Here is a 24,135-nt window from a genome sequence, read left to right as displayed (position 1 = left end):
GCTGCGCCCGTTCAGCAGGAAATGCTTGTCCTTGTTGTCGGTGAATGGCTCCGGATTGAAGGTCATCCCGACGAAGTGGAAGTTCGGATCGAAGCCGTCTATCTGCAACGGATACTCGACGTCGTAGGCCGTCGAACCATCGCCATCGTTGTACGCATAGAGCGTCGGGGTGCCGCTCTTGTTCTTCGCATGCATGACGCTGTTCCGCGGTGGCAGTGGCGTCGAGCACAGAATATCGGTACCGCACTTCGTACGCGGATCCTGTTGTTGTGTGACCAGCGAGTCGTAGAGCGTCGCCGTCGTCACACGGTTCTGCCTCGGTCGCACGTAGATCTGCCCGACCATGCCCATTTGCAGATGCTCGGGCGGCGTGACGTGGCAGTGCCAGAAGTAGGTGCCGGCGTCCGGCGCGAGGTAGTAGTAAGTGAAGCTCGCACCGATATTGATCGCGACCGACGCATCCGGCACACCGTCGAAGAAGGCCGATGCGTTCGGATAGCCGTGAAAGTGGACCGTGTGCTGCTCGAACAGGTCGGGACGCATGATCATCCCGACGTTGGTGAGCGTCAGGAAGAACTCGTCGTCCTCGTCGAGCGCCATCGTCGGTGCTGGCATGTTGCCGTTCATCACACCGATGTCCATGATCTGCCGCGGATCGACGTGCCCGGTCAGTTGCCCGGGCGGCGTCGATTCCGGATCGGGCACAAGTCCGACCGCACCGTTGTAGGTCGGATCGGTACTTGCATTGCCGACGGTATTGAACACCGACGCGAACTGCGTACCCGGCAGCCCCTTCTGGATATCAGCCAGTCCGGACAAGGGCCCGAAGGCAAACAGGTAGGTCTGCGTGCCGTCGCCCATCGTGGCATAGCCGTCCCCACCCGAGATCTGCTGACACTTGATCGCGCCGTTGACGACGCCGGTGGGCTGCGAGTTCTGTCCGGTGACGGACGGACCTGTATAGGCAGGTTCGCCCGCACCGCGCGGCAACGCTTGCGGATGAAGCGTCGTGGTGGGTGGGCATTGCACCCGGAAAGACTGCCCGAACGCGGGCAACGCGCACAGCAGGAACAACAGCGCTGCGACGCCGTTACGACACCGGTGAATACTGAACATATGACCTCCGTCCAGGGGGCAGCCAGCGCGAACCGCGCTGGAGGTCATGCTCTATCTTCGGTAAAGATCGGGGCGTTTGAGATTGACCCGTTTCTGGATTCTGCAGAGGAGCGACGGAGGATGGGATGGGTCAACCTCCTACATTTGGGGTAGGAAGTTGACGGTCGCGTAGTGGCGCACCGTCGAGAAGATGCGGCAGGTGTCGGCGGGCACGCAGAGCGCGGACAGCCCTAGCCTGTGGAGAGCAGGCGCAGTCGGGCCACTCGACGAAGCAGGAACCCGCCGAAGTAACTCAGGCCACGGCGGCCTGAGCACCGTAGGAATTCCCGTTCTTTAGGGGGCGGGGAGATGACAATATTTACCCGGACTACAAATCCGCCAGCGACGCCGCCGTGCAAAGCCCCTCGACATAGGCGCGCAAGATATGCGCCTCATCCATGCTCACCTGTCTGAAGCGGAGCTTCTCGCCAGGACGTGCCTGACCCAGCCGCCAAAGCGCGCCGCTGGGCACCGTGAACGGATTGATGAATCCGCCGGTGCTCGGTGAATCGTTCAGCAGCACGATGGGCGTCTGCCCCGCGACGCTGATCGCGCCAATCGGGTAGCCATGATCGAGAATGTTCGACGGATCGCTGCCATGTTCAGGCCGCTTGTCATAAGCCCGCGCGGCGAAGCTGAATTCCGGGCCGGTCAGGCGAATCCCCGTGCGGTTGCTGCGTGCCTGCACCACCCATTCGCTGCTGAAGAATGTCTCGATCGCTTTCGCGTCGAGCCATGAATCATTCGGCCCGAGCATGGCGGCAACCTCGAGGCTCGCATCGCCGATCGGCGGCCGGGCGTCGTCGCGCACGCAGCGCAACTGCACCGCATCGCCGGCCGGCCCGAGCGGCAACGACTGCCCTGACTTCACCGCACCACTGCCCAGGCCGCCGATACCTGCCATATGAAACGTCGCACGCGAACCCAGCACCGCCTCCGTATCGATGCCACCGGAAACGGCAATGTACGATCTCGCGCCGGTCCGTGCGGCGCCGCATGCGAGCACCTGCCCCGCTCGCACGGTCAGCGTGTGCCACAGCGGCACGGCCACGCCATCGAGACTGAGCGCGATGTCGGCTCCCGTCACGGCCACGCAGGCATCACGCCCAAAGCGCAATGTCGGCCCGAGGAACTGCGATTCGAGTGCCGCCGTTTCCGGTGCGTTCCCCACCAGCAGGTTGGCCAGCCTGAAGGACCAGTCATCCGCCGGACCCGACGGCGGAAAGCCCTGCTCCCAGTAGCCGATCCGCCCCGGCATCTCCTGCACCGACGTCTCGAGGCCGTGTTTCAACACTTCGATCATGACTCACTCCTGCGCGATGTCGGCAATCCACGCGCGATACTTCGATACAGAGAATGTCTGGTATTCGACCATCGGATGCGCGTAGCTGCCGTCGGCGACCTTCGCTTCAACGTAGTCCCACTCTTCGCGCTCGATCGGCACGAACCGCACGCGGTCGCCGGGTCGAAACAAGGCCAGGCTGTCCTTGAACGCGCGCAAGCGCTGATCACGATCCCAGATCGGCATCGGCGTGCGCCCGAACAACTGGTAGCCGCCGGGTGTCCGATCCGGATACACGCATGTGAGCCCGCCGCCAAGGCCAATCGCGCCTTTCGGCGTCCAGCTCCGGGGCGGGTTGTATTTCGGCGCCGTCAGGGTCGCGCGCGGGTCGAGCGGCATCAGCGAACATAGGCCCGGCCAGAACCCCAGCGCGGCAACCCAATACTCCGTGCCCGAATGCACGCGCTGCAATTCCGCGCGTCCCGAGAGGCCGTTGGCTTCGCAGAGCAGTTCGGGATCAGGCACCTTGTCGGGCGCGGTCTTGCGGTAGTCGTCGATACACTCCTGCGTCCATGGATCGAAATACATCACCGGCACATGAAACAGCCGGCTGTCCATATCGCGGTCATGACCCGACACCATCTGCACATACAGGCTGCCGATTTCCTTGATGACATCGACATAGGCGATACGATCGGGATCGTACGACACCAGCAGTGAAGCGAGCTCGGGCACGAGCTCCACCACGCCTTCGAGACGCGCCTCGCGAATGGCGGCCGCCAGCTCGTGGACGCGGACGTTGAGATCGAAGCTCATCTCATCGCCGAGTTCGACCTCGACAAAGCGGTCGCCCCCCGACATGAAACAAGGTGTTGAGTAAATCATTCGGACAAGCTCCGGGACATTCGATCGGTCCAGGCGACGCGATCAGTTTTTATCCATCCGCACGAACAGCAGCCAGAACAAACCGGCCAGCAACGGCAGCACGACGGCGAGTACGATGGTTTCGAGCGAGAAGATGATCGGCACCTGCGATTGCTGCGACGACGCCATGGTCCAATTCCAGATCGGCATCGTGGTCGATGTCCCGCGCAGGAACACGGAACGCTGCACCTCGTTGAACGACAGCAGGAAACCGAAGATGCCTGCGCCGACGATGCCCGGCCGCAGGATGGGCATCTCGATGTCCCAGAAGACCCGCCAGCCCGAGGCGCCGAGATCCGCCGCCGCTTCGATGAGGCGCTGGTCGAAGCGTGTGGTGAGCACCAGCACGATCAGCAGTGAGAACGGAAACGCCCAGATCACATGGCCGATGAAGATCGACCAGAAGCCGAGGGTCAAACCGAGCATCGGCCGCAGAAAGATGAACTCGGCCGCGCCCATCGACATGCCGGGGATGAACAGCGGCAACATCGTCAGCAGCACCAGCGAACCGGCGCGGCGCGAGTGCGGCAGCGCACGGCCGACGAGTGTCGCGCTGCATGCGGTGACCGCACCGACACCGAGTGCAATCAGGATGCTGATACCGAACGGTCCGAGCCAGTCAGGTTGATCGAACAAGGCCGCGTAGTGCGCGCCGGTGAGTGGAAACGGCAACCCCGACAGCGGCTGTTCGCTGACCGACATGACCGCGAGCCACAGCAGCGGGAAATAGATCAGTCCGAGCAGGATGAAGCCGCCCCACTTGGCCATGGCGGGCCAGCCGCGCCAATAGCTCCACGAGCCGGCCGGCGGGGCGTCGGGACGCTGCATGTGCGCGATGCGCAGGGAGGAAGCATTCAATTTTGCAGACTCCGGAATGCGGTGCCGATGTCGGCGATACGGCGTGTCACGAGCATCAGCACCACCAGGATGAAACCGACCATCAAGACGACGAAACTCGACAACGCGGCGACCACGGGATAGCGAAGCGACCCGTAGGCGCTATCGACCGAATTGCTCAGCATGTTGACGAAGCCCCCGCCGAGCATGTTCGGCTCAACCCAAGAGGCAAGCGCCGGCCCGAGCGTGAATACCACGCCCGCGAGCACACCCGGCATCGAGAGCGGCACGATCACGTCGACCAGCACGCGGGCTCGGCTGGCCCCGAGGTCGGACGCGGCCGCGATCAAGGTATCGTCGATCACGTTGATGGCCATGTAGATCGGCAGCACCATCATCGGGAAGTAGGTCACCACCATGCCGAAGTGAACCGACCATTCGGTATAGAGCATCCAGGTCCAGCGCGACTCGATCAGATGCGCGTGCAGCAGCAGATAGTTGATGAGGCCGTTCGCATCGAGGATGCCGCGCCAGACGATGATCCGCGACGACAGGTCGAGGAAGAAGGGAATGGTCAGCATCGCCAAAACCACCGCGCGCGTGGTCTTGCTGCAGTTGCCCTTGGCAAGCCATAGCGCAAACGGAAAACCCACCGCAAGCTCGATCAAGGTCACGGTCAGCGCGATGCGCAGCGTGCGAACCGTGACCTCGAAACGTCCCGACGAAAACAGGTCCATCCACGTCTTCAGCGACGGACGATAGATCATCGAGAAATTGCGGCTTTCGAAGAAGCTGTACGCGAGCAGCACCAGTAGCGGCACGATCACCGCAAACCCCCATACCGCGAGAAACCCCGGCAGCAGCCAGGGGCTGCGGCCGAGCGGCGTGCGCAGGGTCTTCCCCGCTTTCGTGCCTTGCATGCCAGTCGTCGTGGCGTTCATCGGGGACTCCTTCGCCCTGGGTCTCAATACAGCCTTCCAGCCCGCATCACGCGTTCAGGAAGCGCTGCCATTCCTCTTCGATCGCATCCGAGTTGGCCGGCGTCGTGGTGCTCACAAACGGCTTGGCAAACTTGCGGTCGACCTTGGCCTGAGTCGCCTTGAGGCCTTCGATATCCGCGGCGGACCAGCCGTGCTTGTTCGCATACTCGACCGCAAGGTCCATGTTCGGGCCCGCATAGCCACGGTCCTTCGCCTGGTACGCGCGGTATTCGCCGTCGAGGAAATAGTTGAGCAGCTTGTAGATATTGTCGAGATTGCCCCGGTCTTTAGCCTGACTGGCGATGTACGCGCCGTGGCCCCACTTGTAGTAGCCCTCGACGGTATAGGCATACCGCACGGTCCCTTCGCCGAGCTTCAGGTTCGCCTCGCGAACCGCCGGCTCCCAGCAGTTCAGGATGTCCACGTCGCGATTGCTCAGCAACTGGATCTGCTCCTCGAACGAGGACACGAGCGTGCGGAATTGACCCGCCTTTTTGCGCGCGACGAGGAAGTCGACGATCTGCTTCGCTTCGGCGGCCGTCGGATCGGCGGGATTCTGAACCTTCGTCCGGCCCGATGCATTGAGGTAAAGCGCCGCCACGCCGATCGAATAATTCCAGGTCTTGTCATAGGCGGCCCGGCCGCGGGTGTGCTCGTCCTCGAACAACGCCTTCCAGGAGATGTCCTCGCTGCCATCGGCCTTCACGCCGAGCTTGCCCGGCGCATAGCCGAAGCTGTCCGCGTTGCCGATCACCGGCACGCCATATTGCTTGCCGTCGGATCCCTTTACCGTGGCCGACCGTTTCCAGACGTCGGACGTGCGCGACCAGAGCTTGAGCTCCGGCTGCTTTTCGTCGATCACGAGATAGGCGCCCTGCGGCCCGAGCAGGTTCTGCGTGCCACCCTCGAAGATGAAGACGTCTGCCTTGTTGCCCATCTGCGAGGCCAGCACGTCGCGCATGAACACGCCGACGTCGTTGTTGGACCCGGTGTACTCCATCTTGAGGCCGGTCGACTTCGTGAACAGCGACCAATCCTTGAGTTGGGCCGTGGTCACGCCATAGGCGCGTACCGTCTGGGATGCGGCGGCCGATGCCATACGCGTGAGGCCGAGGGAACCGAGCAGCGCAAGTGCGCCGGTCGCGCCGGCGCCCTTGAGAAGATCCCTGCGGGACAGGTCGAACTGGGTAGTCGTCGAAAACCGGTCTTTCATGATAAGCGGCCTCTTGGATAGGAAAACAATTAGTTCGGAAGTACGACGCAGTCCTGCGGTCTGCATGCGACCGCATCGAATGTCTCTCGCATGGCATTCTGGTCCCAGGTACGGATCTTCAGCACACCCCCGGCGATCTCTGCGCTCTGGTCGGTGTATTTGCCGCGATAGAGCTGGCCGAGCGGGCGGCACGGCAGCACATTGAGCCCGGCCCCCTGCCCGTTGCCCTGCACGATCGGCGCGAGACGTTCCGCACGTACCGCGATCAGTGCACTGTCGCCAGGCTTGAGCGCGGCATCGGCCGGGCAGTGTCCGCGCAGATGGGTGCCCGCCGCCTCGACCTCGATCGTCTCGGCCGTCACACGCGCGATCACCGTGCAAGGCAGCACATTCTCGAAACCCATGAATTCCGCGGCGAACCGGCTGACCGGACGATCGAACAGCTGCTCGGGGCCGCCGCTCTGCTCGATGCGCCCACGACGCATCAGCACGATCCGGTCGCTCATCGTCAGCGCTTCTTCCTGGCTGTGCGTGATGTAGATGAAGGTCATGCCAAGCGTGCGATGGATCTCGACCAGCTCGGCCTGCATGTCGAAGCGCAGGCGTTCGTCGAGCGCCCCGAGCGGTTCGTCGAGCAGCAGGATCGCCGGCCGCGTGACCAATGCGCGCGCCAGCGCGACACGCTGACGCTCGCCGCCCGACAGTTGCCCGATGCGGCGCCCCCCCTTCTCGCCGAGCCTGACCAGGGCAAGCGCCTGACGTGTACGCTCGCGGCATTCGTCGTGCGCCACCTTGCGCAGCTTGAGGCCATAGGCGACGTTTTCCTCGACCGACATATGCGGGAACAACGCATAGCTCTGGAATACGGTCGTGCAATTGCGCTGGGCGGCAGGCATCCCCGTGACATCGACGCCGTCGATCGCAAGACGTTTCGCGGAGACGGGCTGCTCGAGGCCGGAGATCACGCGCAGCATGGTGGTCTTTCCTGAGCCACTCTCGCCGAGAATGGTCAGGAACTCGCCACGCCTTGCATGCAGCGACACGTGATCGAGCGCCGTCACGTGTCCGTAGGCATGGACCACATCGGTGGCCTCGAGAATCAGATCAGCCGGGCTGCGAGCCTGCATGAGCGCGTCCGACATCGCACCAGCAGGGATCGCCAGGTCGGATGCCTGCGGCCGTGCCGAGGACCAGAGCATACGTTTCATCGTTGTCATGACGCAGTACCGCCCTTTACTGAAAAACCGGATGTGCGGTCGCGCAAGCAGCAACGGCAGCCGCGAATGAACCTCATCAACATACTAGTACCTCGATCGTCAGCATGGTCGCCGCCACCGACAACGCACGGCGCACGATGGTCTGCGTGGTCGACAGGGGATCAACGATATGGGCGGGCACGATCAGCGCCCCCGGTTCGACGCCGGCATTGCGCGCGAGCCGGCGGCTGACCGCGCGGCAACCCGATGCGACAGCCTGGACCGCGGCGCGCTGAAGCTGCGGCGTCAGTTCCGGCACATGCTTCTCGAGTTCGGCCGCGACCTCGCATAACGCCGCGCCCCCACCGCGCACCACGCCGCTGGCCGCGGCGGCACGCAGTGCCGCAAAGGCGGCGCGGCCGCCCTCGACACGCAAGCTGGTCTCCCAATCCGTGCGGCCACCGATTCGAAGCTCTCCCCAGTTCCCGCCGAGGCGCGAAGCACGGCGCTCGAGGTGACTGCGGTCATACTCGAGATGGCGTTGCGCATCCGCCTCGATCAAGAGGCGGCGGCGCTGCTGCGCCACGGTCTGCGGATCGCCCGCCGGGCTTGTGAATACCGCCCGCTTGCCGGCAACGATCAAACGCCCGGCACGGCCGAGCATCGACGGCCGCATGCCGGCGAGCGATTGCCCGGTCTCTTCGGCGATCAGGGTGGCACCGGTCGCGATCGCCAGGTCCTCGAGCACGCCAGCGGCCCGCACGCCGACATCCGCGGGAATCAAACCGAGCACATGCAGGCCGAGCCCCTTGCGATTGGCCGCGAGCGTATCGAGTGCGATGCCTTCGATCCCGCGCGCCACCACGACGAGCGATTTATGGCGTGCCGTAAAACCTTCGAGAATTCTTGCGAGCGGCCCGAAGTCCGAGATGATTTCATTGGCCACGAGCACATGGACGGTGTCGAGTTCCTGGCGCAGGCCCTGTTCGTTGCTCGCCAGACCCGCCAGCAACGGTTGCACATCAAGACTGAAACCCGGCTGCTGCTCGAGTTCAAGGCCCGGTTGCGGGCTCTCGCAGACATCGATTGCACCGTCTTCCACGACCTCGTTCGCCAGCGTCGCGAGTGCGCGCGCGAGTTCCGCGTCGCCACAGGCGGCCAGCGCAATCGCCTCGCGAGCGGGCGCCTCGCAACGCTGGTCTCCGAGCAGATCGCTGAGCCTGCCCGCGAGTTGCAGGATCGCGGCCGCGAGGGCACCCGGCGCCACGCCTTGCGCCACGCTGAGCACGGCCGCCGAATAGATCGCCTCGGCCATGCAGGCAAGCCGTGTCGTGCCATCGCCGAGATCGCGCTGCGCTTCCCACAACGTTTCCTTGAGGATGCGGGGTGCGACCGACCACGGCCCGCTTTCCGCGGATGTCTGCCGGGCGATGGAGAAGCCGCCCTGCGCCATGCCGGGCCGGCCCGAGGGGAGGTCATAGACGATCCCGCGCCGCGCCGGCCCGAGCGACAAGCCTATCGCCTGCACACTTTGCGCGAACGAGCGAGCCAGTACGGCTCTTGCCGCCTGGCCGCTGATGACGCGTGTCGGGGTCATCGGGTCGGCTCCGGGTGTCAGAGGCGGTCAGCCACGACCTGATGGACGGCGCGTGCGATCGCGACCGCGCCCGGTGTGTCGCTGTGCACGCAGATCGAATCCGCCGCGACCTTCACATCACGACCGTTGATCGACCGTGCCTGCCCTTGCGTCACCGCGCGCAGTACGCGTGCGGCCGCATCGTCCGGTTCGACGGCAGCATGGTGCATGGTGATGAGCTGGCGCCCTTCGTCATCGTAGTCGAGGTCGGCATAGAACTCACACGAATAGGAGACGCCGCGGCTGTCGAACACGCGTGTCATTTCGCTATCGGTGCAGGCAATCACCGGCACGCCGATCGCGAGCGCCGCATCGGCGATGCCCTCCGCGACGGCGGCTTCCTGCATCGCCATGCCCATCAACGCGCCATGCGGTTTGATATGCGAGAGCTTCATGCCCTCGGTGTCGAGAAAGGCCCGCAACGCGCCGGTCTGATACAGCACGAGGGCGGCGATCTCCTGGCGCGACATCCGCATCGCGCGACGGCCGAAGCCTTCACGGTCGGGTAGACCCGGATGCGAACCGACGGCGATGCCATGCTCTTTCGCGGCACGAACCGTCCGCCACATCACGACGGGATCCGAGGCATGAAAGCCGCAGGCGATATTGGCATGCGTGACGAAAGGCATCACGTCTTCATCACGGCCAAGGCTGTAAATGCCAAAGGCTTCGCCCATGTCACAGTTGATCGTCAAGCGGTTCATACACGTCTCCAGACGTAGTCCCACGCGTTCATCACCGTTACATCTCGCCGTCGGCCGCTACCCGCGGCGGCTCAACCGCATCTCGTTGTGCTTGAAATATGATATATCACAATAGAGACGAAAAAAAATACGCATCGCTCGAATTCGACGCCTGTCGACACCTCGTCGATGCCCGGGGCGCCTCGATTCACCGTCTTCTCGCGGCAGCTCGTATGCGGTTTTCTGCTTTCCCGCTGAAAGCCTGTTCAGTGAAAAAGCGCCGTGCTAAGCTTCGCCCATGATATATCATATCTCAAGAAATACGATCCGGAACATCCCTTGGAGTCCAGCATGAGCAGTTTGGAGATCGATCTCAGCGCTTCCGGCCATGAAGCGTTGAACCAGAGCCTGAGCTCGGCCGCGCACGACATCCCGCCTGCGGAGGCCGAACAGATCGTCGCCGATCACTATGGCATCCGGGGAACCGCTTCGCCGCTGACGAGCGAACGCGATCACAACTTCAGGATCGCCGCCTCGGATGGAAAGGAGTACGTGTTCAAGATCAGCAACGCGGCTGAAGATCCGCTGATCGCGGAGTTTCAGGTTGAAGCGCTGCTGCATATCGCGCGTGTCGACGCGACGCTCCCGGTGCCTCGCGTGATTGCGTCGCTCGACGTACAGTCCCACCTGAATCTGCCGTTCAACGATGCGAGTACCGGTGCGTTCACGCGCGGCGCGCGGCTCCTGTCGTTCCTGCCCGGCACGCCACTTCATACCGTGGCGCGCACATCGACGCAACGCCGTGCGCTAGGCGCGCTGCTCGCACGGCTGGGGCTCGCCCTGCGCGGTTTCTTCCACCCCGCGGCAGGTCATGACCTCGCCTGGGATATCAAGAACGTCGGCCGCCTGCGCGAACTGCTTCCCCATATTCCCGACCGCGCGCGGCGCGAGCTCGCCGGCCATTTCCTCGACAATTTCGAAGCCAACGCGAGCCCGCTGTTGCCGGGGCTGCGCGCTCAGGTGGTCCACAACGACCTGAACGCCTATAACGTGCTCGTCGACGCCGCGCATCATGACGACATCGCCGGCATCCTCGATTTCGGCGATATGGTCTACACCTCGCTGATCAACGATGTCGCGGTCGGCGCCTCGTACCACGTAACGACCGGAGAACACGCGCTCGACACGGCCGCAGAATTCATCGCCGCGTATCATGCCGTGACGCCGCTCGAGCCGCTTGAAGTCGACCTGCTGTTCGACCTGATCACGGCGCGATTCGTGACCACCGTGGCGATCACAGGCTGGCGGGCCGCCCGCTATCCACACAACAGCGCCTATATCCTCAAGAACAATCCGGCTGCCTGGTCGGGCCTCGAAAGCCTCTATGCGCTACCGCGCGAGCAGGCGCAGGCCAAGCTGCGCCGGGCCTGCAACATGGAGTGATTCGCATGTCAAAACCGTTGATGCTCAATGCCTTCAGTCCCGACAGCCTGGACGAACTCGACGCACCCACGCGGGAGATGATCGCGCGCCGGCAGCGCGTGCTCGGCCCTTCGTACAAGCTCTTTTACGAACATCCCGTCCATTTCGTCAGAGGCGAAGGGGTCTGGCTCTATGATCCGGACGGCACGCCCTATCTCGACGTTTACAACAATGTGCCGTCGGTCGGCCACTGTCATCCGCACGTGGTCGCCGCGATTGCCCGACAGGCCGCGACGCTGAACACCCATACACGCTATCTGAACGACCTCATACTCACGTATGCGGAAAAGCTGGTGGCGACCTTCCCGGCCGCCCTGTCGAATGTGATGTTCACCTGCACGGGCAGCGAAACGTCGGACCTGGCGATGCGCGTCGCGCGCAACTTCACCGGGGGGTCCGGTTTTATCGTCACCGAGACGGCCTATCACGGCATCACGAGCGCGGTATCGGAAATCTCGCCGTCACTGGGTGTACACGTGCCGCTCGGCGTGAACGTGCGCACGGTGCCGGCGCCGGCGCGCTATCGAGCCGACGGCAGCGAGGTCGACGATATCGGTGCAACGTTCGCGAGAGATGTCGAGTTGGCGATCCAGGACCTGCAACGACATGGCATCCAGGTCGCCGCATTGATCACGGATACGATATTTTCGAGTGATGGCGTCTATTCCGATCCGGCCGGCTTTCTCGCGCCCGCCGTCGCCGCGGTGCGGCGGGCGGGCGGCTTGTTCGTCGCGGACGAGGTGCAGCCCGGCTTCGGACGCCTCGGTAGTCATATGTGGGGTTTCGAGCGGCATGGCATCGTGCCGGACATGGCGATCCTCGGCAAGCCGATGGGCAATGGCATCCCGATCGCAGGGCTCGTTGCGAAACCCGAAGTGCTTGAAGACTTCGCCAGGCGTGCGCGCTACTTCAACACGTTTGGCGGCAACCCCGTCTCATGTGCGGCAGCGCTCGCGGTGCTCGAGGTCATTGAGCGCGAGCAGTTGATGGCCAATGCGGAGGATGTCGGCCAGTACCTGAGAGAGGGCTTGCGCGCGCTCGCGCGGCAGCACGAGAACCTCGGCGAAGTACGGGGTGCGGGATTGTTCATCGGAGCGGATCTCGTCGAAGACCGTGGCACGATGAAACCCGATCCCGCGCTTGCCTCGCGCATCGTCAACGGGCTGCGCCGGAAGCAGGTCCTGATCAGCGCATCGGGCCCATCAGGTCATGTATTGAAGATCAGGCCGCCGCTGCCGTTCTCACGCGAGAATGCCGACCAATTCCTCGGCGTGCTCGACGAAGTGCTCGCAGAACAGCGCTGAGCAGAAGGCCCTACCGGCTGCGGCGAGGACGCGAGGCCGCAGCCGGTTTTTCGGCACGGACGGTGTCCTGCCGGGGCGCCACCGACGCTGCCTCGGCCGCCTCCTCCTCAACGGTCTCACCGGCGGCAACGGCTTCGCGGCCGTGAACCACGAGCGACTTCAGACGCGGAGTCAGCGATTGCGCCGCGGCTGTGATGTCTTCCGCCAGCCGGTCGTGCACCGCTTGTGCGTCGCGTCGTTCAAGTGCATCGAGGATCTGGCGGTGATGGTCGTTCGCATGCGGACCATAGTCCGGATCCTCGAACAAGCCATACAGAAACGGGCCGGCCTGACACCAGAGGTTTTCGATCATCTCGAGCAGGCGCGGCGAATCCGCCTTCGCGTAGATCAAGAAATGAAATTTCTCGTTGAGGTCGCGATACGTCGCGCTGTCGCGGCGTGTCACCGTTTTTTCCATCGCATCGACTGTCTTGCCTAGCTTCGTCAGATCGGCAGCGCGCAGCTTGTCCGTCGCGAGTTCGCCCGCAAGGCCTTCGAGCGCGCAGCGGATCCGGTACAACTCCGAGAATTTTTCAACCGACAACGCGGGCACCACGATCGACCGGTTCGGCTGTATCGTCAGTAGCCGCTCCGCGACGAGCCGCTGCAGCGCTTCGCGCACCGGCGTCGGCGAGATGCCATAGCGTTGCGCGACAGCGCGAATGACAAGCACCTGGCCCGGCTGGAACGCGCCAGAAATCAAACCGCCTTTCAGGGCCGCATAGGTGCGATCGTTGAGTTTCAGATGTTCGAGCTTGTCCTGCTGCATATCATGTCCTTTACCATTCAGCACCGCATGGGATGTGTGTTTCACATCCCGTGTTTTACGCATCTTCGCAAGATATGATATACCACGAACCCGAGACGCCAGAGGGCCGCGGGCCCGTTCGCGCATCAAAAAAATGAGCGCTGACGGGAAACAGAGAGGCTGCTGCAGAGCCGCCGCCGTATGTGCGAGGCTGGGGGGTTTCATGGGGTGTTGCTGGTGGGCGGCTGGAATTGTTTGGCTGTTAGTTGCAGTTTAGAACGGCAGGGTTCAGCGCACAGCGACATATAGGCTTTACATGCCAGCGAAGCCAAGGCGCGAGCGTCGGCGGCGACGTCTCGACGTCGGCATGGGTTTTCTGCTGGATAAGGGATTTAACGCATGAAGCACGCGCGCAAGGCCGGGATGGCTTTGCGCACGCGCCAGGATGACCTTCAACTCAATCGCGGATCAACCGTCAATCGTCATATCGAATGCGCACAGGCCGTTCGTGCCGCCGTCGAGGCTCGCGACAAGGGCGGCGCCGACCTTCTGGTGTTCGGGATGCACGAGATAGGCGTCACGGTCCGAGGCATTGGCAAAGTCCATCGAAAAGCCCAATGCAGACCTCGCGCGAGGCCTTCGGGAGACACGTTCTCGCCTGCCTCGAAGTTGCTGAAGCGAATGCCCTCGACTCGACCCAGGGCAGTCAGCTTGTCGATCAACTCTTCGCACGCCGAGGCAGGGATTTCGGGGCGGAATTTGCACAGCACAATATGGCGGATTGGCATGGTATCGAGATCGCTCGCAAAGTGGACGAGGCTCGAGTCTACCTGCTGGCAAAAGCCGATGCGCTGCGCAATGTTTCGTGGCCCCAAGGGTCACCGCTTCATGCGGGCGATCACGACTTCATGCGGTCTCGCAGTTTCGCCTTGACGCGTCTTGCCACGAACAGCGTCAGATAGTCACGCACGCGCGCGCCATCGCTGAGGTCATTCAATGTTTCGAGGTAGTCGTGCGTGACGATATCGAGCGGCATCTTGGTTTCATCGGCGATGCGCGCGATGATTTCCGATTGCGATTTCGTTTCGGCTTTCATGGCTACGCTCGCAGAAGGAATGAACGGCTATCTTTTGCCCGAAATTTTTCCGCGTCAACGTAAAGCGCTAGTGCGGCCCCGCCATCTTTGTAACTCGATGATGCAGACTGTAACCACGCGTAACCGCTTCCGCATTGCGATAGTGCCGGCTATTCGGGCACGTCGACTTGGCGGCGCTTCCTCATGCAGCCGCTCTCGCGTCGCACCATGACGCCTTCTGGTTTCGCTATTGACTAGGCCACTACTCGCGCGGGTTTCGAAGCAACCGCCCCACTGACGACGCATCGACGCGCTTCGGAACACGACTTCGGGCATAGCTGCTCTGCGCCACCTCGGCAGGCGAACAAAGCGGGCTGACGAATGGCCACAGGTTTCCTACAATCGTATGGCTTATCTCTCCCCAGGCTTGAATGCCATGGATAGTTTTGAAACCATCAACCGGAGCACGGAAGCCACACCCAACCGTCTCCTCACCTCCCCGGCCTGAAAGCCGAGGTTTCCCGGAGACACTGATGAAAAAGCCGACCGCTGCCACCGCCCACCGCGCCGCGCCGCTGCACACGCCGACCGACCTCAAGGCAGCCGCGACGAAAGACATCACAGGTGCGCTGAACCTGCTGCTTGCCGACTACTTCGCGCTCTATCTCAAGACGAAGAACTTCCATTGGCATATGTCCGGCCCACATTTCCGCGACTACCACCTGCTGCTCGATGAACAGGGTGATCAGATCTTCGCGACGACCGACCCGCTCGCCGAACGCGTGCGCAAGATCGGCGGCACCACCCTGCGTTCGATCGGCCAGATCTCGAAGCTCCAGCGCGTGCTCGACAACGATGCCGAATACGTCACGCCCGCGGACATGCTGGCCGAACTCGCCGACGACAATCTCCAGCTCGTGATCCGCCTACGTGAAACGCATGGCCTGTGCGACGAGCATGGCGACATCGCGACGGCGAGCCTGCTCGAAAACTGGGTCGACGAAGCTGAACGCCGCGCGTGGTTCCTGTTCGAAACGGGACGCGCAGGCTAAGCACCGCATGGCTGGTTCGACCGGCCAGGAGGATGCGCCGCCGGGAGGATGCGCGCCGCGATGGACACTCCCGAGAATGCCCCGGCTCAGGCGGCCGGCGACACGCTACGGAATGTCAGGTTGATGCGCTCCGCCACCACCTTCGGCGCCTTCGGAACACGGTGAACCCAGTCGATCTGGGTGCGCCCGCGCATCACGAGCAGGCTGCCGTGCGATAGATTGAGCGTATGCAGCACGCCAGACTTCACGTGCTTGAACTGGAACGCGCGTGTCGCGCCCAGGCTGATTGAAGCGATCACAGGCTCGCGTCCGAGCACCGCTTCCTTGTCGGCATGCCAGCCCAAACTGTCCGCGCCGGTGCGGTATCGATTGATCAATACGCTGTTGAATGACGCGGCACTGCTCGCCTCGGCCGCGCGTCTAAGTTGGGCCACCGCGGGTGTCCACGGGTCCGGTATGTTGCGCACGCCGGAGTAGGTGTAGATGGCCTCGGGTTCTCCTTGCCACGCGGTCAGTCGTGGAAAGGGCACCATGCCGGCTGGCGTGCGCATCGAGTCCTGCTTCCAGTTCACTTCGGCAAGCAGACGCTCGAACAACGCCGTGGCGTCATCGGGCGACAGCCAGGCGGGATACCAGTCGATGTCCGGTCGTGCAATATCGTCGAACAAATCGAACATGAGAAACACCAAGAACAAAAGCCCGGCACGAATGCCGGGCTTCTGCACAATCTGGTCAAACCAACCGATGGATTAGACCGGCTTGATATTCGCCGCTTGCTTACCCTTCGGGCCCATCTTCGTTTCGAAGCTGACTTTCTGGTTTTCCTGCAGCGACTTGAAGCCGTCCACACGGATTTCAGAGAAGTGAGCGAACAGATCTTCACCGCCTGCGTCAGGCGTAATGAAGCCGAAACCCTTCGCATCGTTGAACCACTTAACAGTACCGGTTTCCATCTTTTGTTTCCATAGCAAGGTGACAGGTGCAATCTGCGTCACGGACGTGACTCTTTGATGAAAGAAAGTCGCTGCCCCGCAAACACTGCGATACAGACAGCTTTCTACTCAAAGTGATCTACCTTTCGTACTTATAGCAAACCACATTGATCGGGTCAAATCAGTATATTCCCGTGGCATGAGTGCCGACAGCGGCTAATTCCCGACCCGTGCAGCTGGCCTTTTCGCTCTCAAGCGTCATTGCCTTCGAGGAAGACCAGCGTATGGCCGTGCGAGAGTGCCGATGCATGGCGGCTGTAGGCACCGCGATGCGAGCAGTTGAAACCATGTTCCGCATTCGGGTAAATATGAAACTCCGCGTTCTTGTGGCTCGCAAAACGGGCCTTGATCGCGTCGACCGCCGACGAAGGAATATGCGAATCGGCTTCGCCAAAATGAAACTGGATCGGTACTTGAACCTTATCGGCCAGATCGAGTTCGGTATGAATGCCGCCGCCATAATAGGCAACGGCCTTATTGACCAGCCCTGCCGCGGCTGCCTTGTATGCAAGTCGGCCGCCCATGCAATACCCGATTGCGGCGACCTCGTCGGCGGGCTTGATCAGGCCGCGCAGTGCCTGCACGGTTGCACCGATATCGCTGACGGCGAGCGAAGGATCGGTCTGCTGCATCAGTTCGATGGCGCGCTTCATATCGTCGCCTTCGTACTTGAGGCTCACGCGCGGTTCGCTGCGCCAGAAGAGATCAGGAGCGAGCACGACATACCCATCGGCCGCGTACTGGTCGGCCACTTCACGAATATGGTCGTTGACGCCAAAAATCTCCTGGATCAGCACGATACCGGGGCCAGTCTTGTGACTCGGCATCGCAAGGTAAGCGCCGAATGTGCCGTCGTTGACTTGGATGTCGATCCACTTCGATTGTGTATTCACGGGGGTTCTCTTGGTTCGGAAAAGGAAAGCGTAAGAACGCGAGGCGGTAGCAAACCGCGGGAAGCATCGCGCGTCCGGCGCGGCGCAACAGGCGCGGGCGCAAGGGCGATTCGGGAAGCGCATCCGGAGATGCCTTACGCACGGGAATGTCAAAGCCCGTTGTGTGCGTCGCCGCCGGCCGGTATTCGGCATTCGGCCAAAGTGCCGGTCTGCGACGATGATGCCATCAACCGCGTTCAGCGGACAAGGTTCCTCGCACCAAAAGCGTGCGGATTTGCTTTGGCGCTTGTTACAGACTATGAAAAGTAGATGGGGAATGACAGCCGGCGATCATCTTGGGCCGTGAATGGCAAAAAATATCGACTCGGGTCGGCACACGCCGTGGATGCATGCACGTTTTACCTGGGACGATATGTTTTGTTGCGACACCGATCGCCACTATCAAGTTTGCGGGGTCGAGAACAAGCGCAAGAAAAGGCGGAAAAGGAGACGGAAGAAAAACGCCGCAGATAAAGGCAGTCCGCAAAATGTCCTCGCAATGAAGGTTCACGGATACAAGACTAGAATGATGCCGCACGAACGCTTGAACGCTTGGATTCACCACAACCTGTCTCGACTTGCAAAGCGAGCCGGTCCGACCGGTTCCGCGCCGCTGCCGAACTTCGGGTAGTCGAATTGCCAACCGTTGTCCAACAAGGAGTCGACATGAACATGACCAAACTGGTAAGTGCCGCGAGCGGCGTGCTCGTGATGCTGGCGTCGCTCAGCGCATTCGCACAGGCGAGCGGAGCCGACGCAATGGCTTCGCCGGCAGCCGCGCCGAGCGCACACGCGACCAAGGCAGAGAATCGTCAGCTCGGCAAGGAAGTCAAGCGTGCGCTCACGAAGAACAAGGAAATCGACGCGACCAATATCTATGTGCGCGCACGTGACGGTGCGATCCGCCTGACCGGCTATGTGCCGGAAAACGCGCAGATCCAGATCGCGACCGATGTGACACAAGGCGTGAGCGGCGTGAGCTCGGTCGACAACAAGCTGACCGTCCGTCAGCCCGGACACTGAGTGCGTGTTCGGCCCATGCATCGCGATCGATCGCGATGCATGGGAGCGGGTGCGCCTGAACGGCCTTCGGGACGCGTTCAGCGCACCCCTTCATAGAAATAGTAGTCCGCCGTGTACGGCACACGCGCCGTGCGGCCGGCAAGGCCGGCATTGCATGGCATCGACGGCGCAATTCCGGCGACCGTATGGAGGCGTTGCACACTGCGCACCTTCGCGAACGTACCGATGGACGTGCTCGATTTCGTCGTCAGCAGCAGCCACGGAATCGCGGACTGCGCCGGGCTGTCGACGTGTGCTTTCACGACGCCGACTATCTTGCTGCCATCATTCGCTTCCCACGTCGGGCCCGCATAGTGTTTGCCCAGACGGTGCCCGCCCGCATCGAAGAGCGAGGCCTCAGGCGCAGTGAAATTCCAGATGTACTGCTGCGGGTCTCCTTTCGAAGGCCCGCATGTATAGATCTGCACGCCGACACCCAGCGCCTTGAGGACAAGTTGCTGACGATGAGGCGCCTCAAGCACGTGGGGTACGTCGGCCGGTAAGGTCGGTGTCGGGAGTACGGCCGCCGGAGCCGAATCTGTGGACGCTGTGGCCGCTGTGGACAGACTCGCGAACGACAACGCTACCGGGATTGACAGAGCGCATGCCCTCACGAGCGACAGCATGGGAATAAACATTCAAGACTCCACGTTATATAAGAACCAACGGTGGACGCATTCTAAGCCGAACGCAGGGCAGCCGTGATGATGCCCTGGCGCTTGGCGAACGCGGTACCGCTGACGTCTTACCGCGTATCTCAAACGACAGGGAGGCGGTACGCAAAAAAAACCGTTGCAGCGCCGCTGGGGTGGCGTTGCAACGGCTTCGACTTGCCGTTGGAGCGGCAAATGCGATGACGTCTTTAACTACTTGTCGTACTACGAGGGTACAGCGGAGAAACCTTGCCTAGAAGCTTAGAACGACGTCATGATCCCCGCGAACACGCCGGTCATGCTGTGACCGTAGTCCGGGTTGGAGAGACCGGCTTGCGACGACGAGGTGTTCGTGTTCGGACCGTAGGAATCGTTGCCAAGATCAATGTTCGACGTCGAGCTGTTGTGGAGGTAAGCGAACTCGGAGTACAGGAACGTCCGCTTGGACAGGTTGTACGTCCCGGCCAGCGTGTACATCGTCGCATTGCCGTTGCCGTTGTTGGCGTTCGCGTGGTACACCGCACCCGTGAGGAGGGTAGCGGCATTCGCTTGCCATGCGGCGCCCAACCATTCGTGATTGACCGAAGTCGGAGCCGTCACGCCGCCCGGCAGCCCGTTGGTGACGCCGACAGTTTCGTTGGTCGCATCCGGTGCGTTCAGGTGTTGGTAGCCTGCATACAATTTGACCGGACCCAGCGTGTAGGTGCCGCCGGCGATTGCCGAACGCGAGTGTGCGTAGACATCGTCGAACTTGCCGGTGCTGCTGCGCAGTTCGTCATAGATCCCGCGCAGTTCGAGGCCGCCGATGTCGTAGACAGCTTCGATGGCGTCGCCACGGCCCTGGCCGGTCGGGGTGGCCGAGGTGTTCCAGTTCGTGTTGTTGCTCAGGTCGTATTGACCCTTGATGACGAGGCCGGCGATGGTCGGCGTCGTGTACTCGAAGCCATTCGCGATGGTCACCCAGTTGCGGCCGTGGACCAGCGTCGCGACGGCATAACGCTGCAAGAGCTGCGGGTCGATGGCCCAGCTGTCCTGCGAAATTTCACCGGCGCCGAGGTTACCGAGCTTGAACGTACCGTAATTGGCATTCGTCACGCCGACCGTCGCATGACGACCGAACAGTGAGCCGGCCGATTGGCCGTTCTGCGTATTCAACTGACCTTCCAATTGGAAGATGATCTGCGAGCCGCCACCGATATCTTCCGCACCTTGCATGCCGAACCACGAGCAGCCCCAGTCGCCGCTTTCGGCGCTGATCTTGTGGCCTTGCGGCAGGCCGCTTTCGTACTGAATGCCGTTATCGATACGGCCATACAGCGTCACACTGCTTTGCGCTTGAGCGGCGGCCGCGATCGCCAGCAGCGACAGGGTCAAAACGATCTTTTTCATTACGTCTCCTCGGTGAGAATAAAACGCGGGTAGCGCCGCGAACGATGGCCACTTCTGACCTTCGTCAATCCATCGAATGCGAAATGTCTCTTTCACATTTCGGCGCAATTATAGGATTGCCATTTTTGTGTCCGACCGGCCATTTCGGCCTAGGGAAAACGAGATGGCGGGACCCGCTTGCGAAGAGCGCACGCTTAATGTAAGCGCGCTAATGGTCATATTCTTGTGACCAGATTCTCATCTCATCGTTAAAAAACAACGACTTAGAGCACGCTTAACATAAGCTGCGTAATAATAAGCACGTGATCGTAGTTTACGATTTCCTTAAACGCATAATTGCCGCGACAGTCATATACCCGTTATCTTTTTTTAAAGGGGTAATCGGCGTTGTATGGACGCGACGAGGACAAGCACCTAGTCACGGCTCCTTACCCCGCTTATTTAGTGGTTAACACTGATGAAACAATGCGGGAGTGGAGGGAAGGCGGAACGGGGAACGCAAGGCGACGTCCCGTGCCTTGCTTTCACTAGTTGAATACCCGGCCCCATGCGTTTTTTGGAGCAAGGGGCTTCTGGGCAGTGCGGATACCGGGGCGGCGTCGAGAACCTGCGCTGACGCATTCCGCGGCTTGTAAGGCAACCAGGCACTAAGCCAGGCAGTGCCAGAGCTTGCCCTCGGGAAGCCAGGCACCGCTTCTCTCAATTCCCGCTCAAAAACTCCCTCACGATCCCAAGCGAATAGCCGCTCGCATAATCCTCGAGAAAGCGTGGGAAATCATTGCCGGCCTCGCCATCGGCCGCATCCGAGATGATTCGCAAGACCGCGAAGGGCCGATCGAATGCGTCGCAGACCTGCCCGATCGCGGCGCCTTCCATCTCGACGGCGATCGCGTCAGGCAGGTCGTCGCGCAGCGTGCGCACATGGCCTGCGCTGGCGACGAACTGGTCGCCGCTGATCACGAGGCCTCGATGCAAGCGGCCGTTGCCGATACCACCGAGAAAACGTTTGGCTGCGGCGGCCAGCGCATCGGATAGCACGGGCGAGGATGCGAAGCGGCTCACGCCGAGCATCGGCACCTCGAAGCGCGGAAAGAGCGGGCTCGCATCGAGGTCGTGCTGGAGCACGGTATCGGCCACGACGACATCGCCCACGGCGATGTCGTGCGCGATCCCGCCGGCTACGCCAACGAATACGAGCGCGGACGGATTGAATGTGAGCAGCATCGTGGTCGCGGTGATCGCCGCGGCGACCTTGCCGATTCCGGCGAGTACGACGACGCAGCGTCGTCCGAATAGCTCGCCCGAGTAGAACTCACGCTGTCCGATGATGTGCGATTCGACTGCGCGTTGGCTGCGCATTGCGCCAAGCAGAGCGTCAATTTCGCCGGGCATGGCGGCAACGATGCCGATCGGGCCGGCGGGAAGTTCGGGAAACATAGAAGACATGGATAGACAGGGTTGGAGCGGTGGACCGAATAAGCAGTGTTGGCCGCATTGTAAAGACAGTGCGGCGCGAATGCGCTGGCATCGTCCTGCACGCTACCGTTGCCCCCGGCATGACACCCATCGCTGCGACCGGCGAGCCCCGTCCATCGCCCACCGTCCTGCCCAGGGTGGGGAAGCATCACGAATACCTTGGCGAGCTCGGCGATCGAGAACCGATCAGGTTCAGCCCCGCAGTGACAAGTACTCGTCCGCTGCAATGATTGCCGAGGCGATTTCCTCGATCGGCACCCGCTTGGTCATCGCTTGCGCACGAATAGCGCGATATGCCTCGAGCTTGCCAATACCCTGCTGGCGCACGAGAATCTGCTGCGCTTCGGCGATTTTCCGGACGCCTTCAACCTTCTCCTCGAGCCGGGCGACCCGTTTGTGCAGCCTTTTTATTTCACCCGAAATCTGTTGGGCAAGGACGATCGCGCTCAATACCCCGAATGATCGAACGGGACAGGCCACGACGGCCTTCGCCCCCACCCGCAGCACTGCGTCAATAATGGTCGGATTCTCGTAGTTGACCACCGCCACCACCGGAGGCGCGTCGTCGGCATTGCACCAGGCGAATTCGTAGTCAATGGTGTCTGGATACAGCCCGATGAACACGAGGTCGCTACCCGCTACCGGTGCGGCGAGGGGCGGCCAGAAGCAGTGGGTCTGACAGCCGATCCGTTGCAATTGCTGCGTGAGCAGTTCGCCATCCCGATTCAGCGGATGAAACACGCAAACATGCATGGAACGCAGATCACGCAGAACACGCGATTTTGCTCCGGTGGGGGCAGACTCAGCCCGTCCACCATTGCGGGCAGATCCATTGTCGCCGCGCATTCAATTCTCCACCGGGCTCATTTGTGTCGCAGAATCGCTGAGTGCATGCGTCACAAGGTAGGGATCGGGATACACGGCGTCCCGCGTCTCGCGCACTATCGTGAATTGCCCGTCCGCATTGACGCGCCCGATACGCGGATACAGATAGGCGTGGTGATTGGACGCCTCAATCCGAACCTGCCCCTGTGGGGCGTCGAATGTCGACCCGAGCAAATACGGCATCAACGCGTCGATATCGTCACTACCACTGGCGGCCATTGCCTTCGCGAACAGGTGCACCTGGAAATACGCGGCTTCCCAACATGCGTTTGGCGCCGTGCTGTCGCCGAACCGCTGGCGAAACTTGGCAAGGCAGGCACGATTGGCTTCGCTTGTGATGGACTGGAAATACGGGGCCGAAGTGTAGTGTCCGGCTCCGACCGCCGCCCCCATCTGGGAAACTTCAACTTCCGAAGTCGTCAAACTGCCAATGGGTATTTTCGCTGCATCGAACCCTGCGTCCGCATAGGCCCGATAGAAGTTCTGCGTCGCATTGCCGACCACCGTCGAAAAAATAAAGTCGGGTTCGACATTACGAATATCGGCAAGGACTTCATCGAAATCCCTCGCCTTGGCATCCAGCGGCACGTAACGCTCGCCGACCTTGGCTCCCCCCGGACACTGACTGACGAGGTCCGACATGATGCGGTTCGACTCGTACGGATAAATGTAGTCCGAGCCGACCAGGTACACACGAGGGCCAAACATGGACGTCATGAATTCGGCAAGCTGCACGCTGTTCTGGTTCGGCGCCGCGCCCGTGTAGATCAGGTGGTCGGAAAACTCGAATCCCTCGTACAGGGTCGAGTAAAACAGGAGCCGGTTCCACCTTTCCACGACTGGGATCACGGCCTTGCGCGTACTCGACATGTAGCAGCCGAAGATCACTTTTACGTTGTCGGCTGTTATAAGACGTTCTGCCAGCGCAGCATAACGGGCCGGTTCAGAACGCGGGTCGTAGAACACTGGAACGATTTCACGGCCGTTTACCCCGCCGGCTTCGTTGATCTGGTCTATCGCGAACAGCGTTCCAAAACGCTGTGACGACTCGATCGATGAAGTCACACCTGTCTCGGAAAACAACACGCCAACTTCGATGGGGTCGGTGTCTGCCACGGTCGAGATCCTGGACGCGGTTGA

The 24,135-nt window shown here is 61.7% G+C and carries 24 protein-coding genes and 1 pseudogene; 4 read left to right on the top strand and 21 right to left on the bottom strand.

The annotated features are described in order from the left end of the window. The 9 genes from HV670_RS17520 to HV670_RS17480 form a co-directional block, all read right to left on the bottom strand. Positions 1 to 1,116: multicopper oxidase domain-containing protein (locus HV670_RS17520; RefSeq protein WP_175106065.1), on the bottom strand; the 1,116-nt coding region annotated here is incomplete at its 3' end. Positions 1,117 to 1,483: 367 nt separating this feature from the next. Then, positions 1,484 to 2,458, bottom strand: coding sequence for a 5-oxoprolinase subunit C family protein (locus HV670_RS17515; RefSeq protein ID WP_175106064.1), 975 nt, complete (start codon positions 2,456 to 2,458; stop codon positions 1,484 to 1,486). Between the two features lie 3 nt (positions 2,459 to 2,461). Continuing rightward, complete coding sequence (locus HV670_RS17510; RefSeq protein WP_175106063.1) at positions 2,462 to 3,322, bottom strand: 5-oxoprolinase subunit B family protein; 861 nt, start codon at positions 3,320 to 3,322, stop codon at positions 2,462 to 2,464. Between the two features lie 42 nt (positions 3,323 to 3,364). After that, complete coding sequence (locus tag HV670_RS17505) at positions 3,365 to 4,219, bottom strand: ABC transporter permease (RefSeq protein WP_175106062.1); 855 nt, start codon at positions 4,217 to 4,219, stop codon at positions 3,365 to 3,367. Then, entirely contained in the window at positions 4,216 to 5,139 is a 924-nt protein-coding gene (locus tag HV670_RS17500; protein WP_175106061.1) for an ABC transporter permease, read from the bottom strand. The genes HV670_RS17505 and HV670_RS17500 overlap by 4 nt, the downstream gene beginning before the upstream one ends. A 46-nt stretch (positions 5,140 to 5,185) precedes the next feature. Further along, positions 5,186 to 6,391 carry an ABC transporter substrate-binding protein gene (locus HV670_RS17495; RefSeq protein ID WP_175106060.1) on the bottom strand — a complete coding sequence of 402 codons (1,206 nt, stop codon included), beginning with the start codon at positions 6,389 to 6,391 and terminating at the stop codon, positions 5,186 to 5,188. Between the two features lie 29 nt (positions 6,392 to 6,420). Then, positions 6,421 to 7,608: an ABC transporter ATP-binding protein gene (locus HV670_RS17490; protein ID WP_175106059.1), complete on the bottom strand. Its 1,188-nt coding sequence runs from the start codon at positions 7,606 to 7,608 to the stop codon at positions 6,421 to 6,423. 76 nt (positions 7,609 to 7,684) lie between these two features. Next, complete coding sequence (locus HV670_RS17485) at positions 7,685 to 9,184, bottom strand: TCP-1/cpn60 chaperonin family protein (protein WP_175106058.1); 1,500 nt, start codon at positions 9,182 to 9,184, stop codon at positions 7,685 to 7,687. Between the two features lie 17 nt (positions 9,185 to 9,201). Continuing rightward, the gene (locus tag HV670_RS17480) at positions 9,202 to 9,927 is read right to left on the bottom strand and encodes a 5-oxoprolinase subunit PxpA (RefSeq protein WP_175106057.1); all 726 of its coding nucleotides are present in this window, start codon (positions 9,925 to 9,927) and stop codon (positions 9,202 to 9,204) included. 330 nt (positions 9,928 to 10,257) lie between these two features. On the opposite strand from HV670_RS17480, the gene HV670_RS17475 reads away from it, so the two are divergent. After that, positions 10,258 to 11,349, top strand: a complete 1,092-nt coding sequence (locus HV670_RS17475; protein ID WP_175106056.1) for a phosphotransferase — start codon at positions 10,258 to 10,260, stop codon at positions 11,347 to 11,349. Between the two features lie 5 nt (positions 11,350 to 11,354). After that, positions 11,355 to 12,692 carry an aspartate aminotransferase family protein gene (locus HV670_RS17470; RefSeq protein ID WP_175106055.1) on the top strand — a complete coding sequence of 446 codons (1,338 nt, stop codon included), beginning with the start codon at positions 11,355 to 11,357 and terminating at the stop codon, positions 12,690 to 12,692. A gap of 10 nt (positions 12,693 to 12,702) precedes the next feature. Here HV670_RS17470 and HV670_RS17465 read toward each other — a convergent pair whose 3' ends face one another. The 4 genes and pseudogenes from HV670_RS17465 to HV670_RS17455 all read right to left on the bottom strand — a co-directional run bounded on the left by HV670_RS17465 (position 12,703) and on the right by HV670_RS17455 (position 14,575). Then, positions 12,703 to 13,500, bottom strand: a complete 798-nt coding sequence (locus HV670_RS17465; RefSeq protein ID WP_175106054.1) for a GntR family transcriptional regulator — start codon at positions 13,498 to 13,500, stop codon at positions 12,703 to 12,705. A gap of 447 nt (positions 13,501 to 13,947) precedes the next feature. After that, the gene (locus HV670_RS32030; protein ID WP_343054462.1) at positions 13,948 to 14,085 is read right to left on the bottom strand and encodes an antibiotic biosynthesis monooxygenase family protein; all 138 of its coding nucleotides are present in this window, start codon (positions 14,083 to 14,085) and stop codon (positions 13,948 to 13,950) included. Between the two features lie 14 nt (positions 14,086 to 14,099). Then, positions 14,100 to 14,267 (bottom strand): annotated as a pseudogene (locus HV670_RS32240) (Dabb family protein); the annotation flags it as partial. Positions 14,268 to 14,377: 110 nt separating this feature from the next. Further along, complete coding sequence (locus HV670_RS17455) at positions 14,378 to 14,575, bottom strand: DUF3562 domain-containing protein (protein WP_175106053.1); 198 nt, start codon at positions 14,573 to 14,575, stop codon at positions 14,378 to 14,380. 512 nt (positions 14,576 to 15,087) lie between these two features. Between HV670_RS17455 and HV670_RS17450 the strand changes: the two genes are divergently transcribed. After that, a complete protein-coding gene (locus HV670_RS17450) occupies positions 15,088 to 15,606 on the top strand; it encodes a Dps family protein (RefSeq protein WP_175106052.1) in 519 nt (172 codons plus the stop codon). An 86-nt stretch (positions 15,607 to 15,692) separates the two neighbouring features. On the opposite strand, the gene HV670_RS17445 is transcribed toward HV670_RS17450, so the two are convergent. From HV670_RS17445 to HV670_RS17435, 3 genes are all read right to left on the bottom strand, one after another. Continuing rightward, the gene (locus HV670_RS17445) at positions 15,693 to 16,283 is read right to left on the bottom strand and encodes an alpha-ketoglutarate-dependent dioxygenase AlkB family protein (RefSeq protein ID WP_175106051.1); all 591 of its coding nucleotides are present in this window, start codon (positions 16,281 to 16,283) and stop codon (positions 15,693 to 15,695) included. Positions 16,284 to 16,355: 72 nt separating this feature from the next. Further along, positions 16,356 to 16,559: a cold-shock protein gene (locus HV670_RS17440; protein ID WP_175106050.1), complete on the bottom strand. Its 204-nt coding sequence runs from the start codon at positions 16,557 to 16,559 to the stop codon at positions 16,356 to 16,358. A gap of 230 nt (positions 16,560 to 16,789) precedes the next feature. Next, positions 16,790 to 17,491 carry a dienelactone hydrolase family protein gene (locus HV670_RS17435; protein ID WP_175106049.1) on the bottom strand — a complete coding sequence of 234 codons (702 nt, stop codon included), beginning with the start codon at positions 17,489 to 17,491 and terminating at the stop codon, positions 16,790 to 16,792. Between the two features lie 705 nt (positions 17,492 to 18,196). On the opposite strand from HV670_RS17435, the gene HV670_RS17430 reads away from it, so the two are divergent. Further along, positions 18,197 to 18,553 (top strand): BON domain-containing protein, encoded by a 357-nt coding sequence (locus tag HV670_RS17430; RefSeq protein WP_175106048.1) that lies wholly within the window; start codon positions 18,197 to 18,199, stop codon positions 18,551 to 18,553. A 77-nt stretch (positions 18,554 to 18,630) separates the two neighbouring features. Here the strand turns inward: HV670_RS17430 and HV670_RS17425 are convergent, their stop codons facing one another. From HV670_RS17425 to HV670_RS17405, 5 genes are all read right to left on the bottom strand, one after another. Further along, positions 18,631 to 19,230 carry a DUF3455 domain-containing protein gene (locus tag HV670_RS17425; RefSeq protein WP_175106047.1) on the bottom strand — a complete coding sequence of 200 codons (600 nt, stop codon included), beginning with the start codon at positions 19,228 to 19,230 and terminating at the stop codon, positions 18,631 to 18,633. A gap of 276 nt (positions 19,231 to 19,506) precedes the next feature. Then, on the bottom strand, positions 19,507 to 20,634 hold the full coding sequence (locus tag HV670_RS17420) for a porin (protein ID WP_175106046.1): 1,128 nt from the start codon (positions 20,632 to 20,634) through the stop codon (positions 19,507 to 19,509). A gap of 699 nt (positions 20,635 to 21,333) precedes the next feature. Then, positions 21,334 to 22,071, bottom strand: coding sequence for a 5'-methylthioadenosine/adenosylhomocysteine nucleosidase (locus tag HV670_RS17415; RefSeq protein WP_175106077.1), 738 nt, complete (start codon positions 22,069 to 22,071; stop codon positions 21,334 to 21,336). A 231-nt stretch (positions 22,072 to 22,302) separates the two neighbouring features. After that, positions 22,303 to 22,956, bottom strand: a complete 654-nt coding sequence (locus tag HV670_RS17410) for an ANTAR domain-containing response regulator (RefSeq protein WP_175106045.1) — start codon at positions 22,954 to 22,956, stop codon at positions 22,303 to 22,305. Continuing rightward, positions 22,957 to 24,111, bottom strand: a complete 1,155-nt coding sequence (locus HV670_RS17405) for a transporter substrate-binding domain-containing protein (protein WP_175106044.1) — start codon at positions 24,109 to 24,111, stop codon at positions 22,957 to 22,959. Between the last annotated feature and the right edge of the window lie 24 nt (positions 24,112 to 24,135).

Source organism: Pararobbsia alpina (assembly GCF_902859895.1).
In the GTDB taxonomy this organism is placed as follows: domain Bacteria; phylum Pseudomonadota; class Gammaproteobacteria; order Burkholderiales; family Burkholderiaceae; genus Pararobbsia; species Pararobbsia alpina.
This window is presented reverse-complemented; position numbering and strand designations above follow the sequence as displayed.

Bases quoted from the DNA above. Each gene is read 5' to 3' on its own strand.
- HV670_RS17515 (WP_175106064.1), bottom strand. From the start codon at position 2,458: ATGATCGAAGTGTTGAAACACGGCCTCGAGACGTCGGTGCAGGAGATG.
- HV670_RS17510 (WP_175106063.1), bottom strand. From the start codon at position 3,322: ATGATTTACTCAACACCTTGTTTCATGTCGGGGGGCGACCGCTTTGTC.
- HV670_RS17500 (WP_175106061.1), bottom strand. From the start codon at position 5,139: ATGAACGCCACGACGACTGGCATGCAAGGCACGAAAGCGGGGAAGACC.
- HV670_RS17495 (WP_175106060.1), bottom strand. From the start codon at position 6,391: ATGAAAGACCGGTTTTCGACGACTACCCAGTTCGACCTGTCCCGCAGG.
- HV670_RS17490 (WP_175106059.1), bottom strand. From the start codon at position 7,608: ATGACAACGATGAAACGTATGCTCTGGTCCTCGGCACGGCCGCAGGCA.
- HV670_RS17485 (WP_175106058.1), bottom strand. From the start codon at position 9,184: ATGACCCCGACACGCGTCATCAGCGGCCAGGCGGCAAGAGCCGTACTG.
- HV670_RS17480 (WP_175106057.1), bottom strand. From the start codon at position 9,927: ATGAACCGCTTGACGATCAACTGTGACATGGGCGAAGCCTTTGGCATT.
- HV670_RS17475 (WP_175106056.1), top strand. From the start codon at position 10,258: ATGAGCAGTTTGGAGATCGATCTCAGCGCTTCCGGCCATGAAGCGTTG.
- HV670_RS17470 (WP_175106055.1), top strand. From the start codon at position 11,355: ATGTCAAAACCGTTGATGCTCAATGCCTTCAGTCCCGACAGCCTGGAC.
- HV670_RS17465 (WP_175106054.1), bottom strand. From the start codon at position 13,500: ATGCAGCAGGACAAGCTCGAACATCTGAAACTCAACGATCGCACCTAT.
- HV670_RS32030 (WP_343054462.1), bottom strand. From the start codon at position 14,085: ATGGACTTTGCCAATGCCTCGGACCGTGACGCCTATCTCGTGCATCCC.
- HV670_RS17455 (WP_175106053.1), bottom strand. From the start codon at position 14,575: ATGAAAGCCGAAACGAAATCGCAATCGGAAATCATCGCGCGCATCGCC.
- HV670_RS17450 (WP_175106052.1), top strand. From the start codon at position 15,088: ATGAAAAAGCCGACCGCTGCCACCGCCCACCGCGCCGCGCCGCTGCAC.
- HV670_RS17445 (WP_175106051.1), bottom strand. From the start codon at position 16,283: ATGTTCGATTTGTTCGACGATATTGCACGACCGGACATCGACTGGTAT.
- HV670_RS17440 (WP_175106050.1), bottom strand. From the start codon at position 16,559: ATGGAAACCGGTACTGTTAAGTGGTTCAACGATGCGAAGGGTTTCGGC.
- HV670_RS17430 (WP_175106048.1), top strand. From the start codon at position 18,197: ATGAACATGACCAAACTGGTAAGTGCCGCGAGCGGCGTGCTCGTGATG.
- HV670_RS17425 (WP_175106047.1), bottom strand. From the start codon at position 19,230: ATGTTTATTCCCATGCTGTCGCTCGTGAGGGCATGCGCTCTGTCAATC.
- HV670_RS17420 (WP_175106046.1), bottom strand. From the start codon at position 20,634: ATGAAAAAGATCGTTTTGACCCTGTCGCTGCTGGCGATCGCGGCCGCC.
- HV670_RS17415 (WP_175106077.1), bottom strand. From the start codon at position 22,071: ATGTTTCCCGAACTTCCCGCCGGCCCGATCGGCATCGTTGCCGCCATG.
- HV670_RS17410 (WP_175106045.1), bottom strand. From the start codon at position 22,956: ATGCGCGGCGACAATGGATCTGCCCGCAATGGTGGACGGGCTGAGTCT.